This is a genomic window from Vibrio sp. 1069 (assembly GCF_033340555.1).
Map to the genome: position 1 here is coordinate 1 of NZ_JAWOWP010000053.1, position 1,633 is coordinate 1,633.

Genomic DNA, 1,633 nt, shown 5'->3' on the forward strand with positions numbered 1-1,633 from the left:
GGCCTTCTTTGCCTTTTTCCACAAAACGCGTGCCCGCAGGCAAGCTGAATTGCATCATGACTGTCGGAGTTTCGTTGCTCACGGTGCCGAGTAGTTCAGAGCCGTTGTCAAAGTGCACATTGTACAGTTCTGGCATTGTTGCTTTCACTGGCTCACCGACCGGTGGCTGCACTGAACGATCAAAATTGTCCGTTGCGCGGCGATAGGCTAACTGATCATCGGTAATTTTTTTGTACTCTGGCAAGGTACGTTCTGGCGTTGTAAATGTCGCAGACTTAACAGCAAGATCCGTTTTGCCTTTTGGTACCACGCTCAAGGTGACTTTCGACTTACCTTGAATAAAGTTTTGGTACACCTTCTCAACAGATTGAGGAGTCACGGCGCGAATCTGTTCCAATTGTTTTTCAATCAAGTCAGGTTGGCCAAAGAAAGTTTCATTCGACGCTAGCTGTGTGACTTTACCTTTCACGCTTTCAAGCGCGAAAATCGCATCCGCTTCAGCTTTACCTTTCAACTGCTCAAGACGATCGTCAGTGACGCCTTTCTCTGCAAACTTGCTCATCGATTTCATGAGCTCACCGTACAAGGTCGAAAGATCACCTTTGTCTCCAGAATCTCCCATCGCGTAGACATAGAAATTACACGCAAGCTCTGCACAGTCATGGAAGGAACCCGCATCAACCGCTTTTTGCGTCTTCACTAAATCTTGGTACAGCACGCTGTTGGTGCCACCACCTAATACTTCCGATAGCGTATCCAGAGATGCTTGGCTCTCTTCGCCGCTGTATGTGGTTGGCCACGCAATCATTACCATCGGTTGTTGGATACGATCTTCCAACGTAATGTATTTGTCTTCTTGCAACTTAGCTGGTTGTTTCGGTGCGTTTTCAACTTCTGGACCACGAGGAATGGAACCGAAGTATTTGTTTACCCACACCAGTGTTTGCTCGACATCTAAGTCACCACCGATCGTGATCGTCGCATTATTTGGACCGTACCAACGCAAGAAAAACGCTTTAAGATCATTCACATCAACACGTTCAAGATCTTCAACGTAACCGATGGTTTGCCATGAGTAAGGATGACCTTCTGGGTATAGCGCTTCAGACATACGTTCCCAAATCAAACCGTACGGACGGTTGTCATAACGTTGCGCACGCTCATTTTTCACCGTAGATCGTTGAATTTCAAATTTGCGCTGTGAAACCGCATCAAGTAAAAAACCCATACGCTCCGATTCAAGCCAGAGCATTTTTTCCAACTGATTCGCAGGAACGGTTTCAAAGTAATTGGTGCGATCGCGATTGGTCGTACCGTTTAACGTACCACCCGCCTCTGTGAGGATTTTGAAGTGCTCTTGATCGCCAACGTTCTCTGAACCTTGGAACATCATATGTTCAAAGAAGTGCGCAAAGCCCGACTTACCGATTTCTTCACGGGCTGAACCGACGTGATACGTGACATCAACGTGTACCAATGGATCAGAGCCCTCTGGCGCTAGAATTACGGTCAAGCCGTTATCGAGTTTGTATTTTTGATATGGGATCTTAACTTTGCCGTCTTCTGCTTTCGATGATTCGACGAAAGTCACCCCTTTTGGCAACGATGAAACAGGGGAATTTGATGCACAGCC

At 46.9% G+C, this 1,633-nt stretch carries 1 protein-coding gene; it reads right to left on the reverse strand.

Annotated features, from left to right (window positions below; all coding sequences use genetic code 11):
• A partial coding sequence (locus R7040_RS24345; RefSeq protein WP_318097242.1) for a pitrilysin family protein occupies positions 1-1,633 on the reverse strand: 1,633 nt, incomplete at both ends.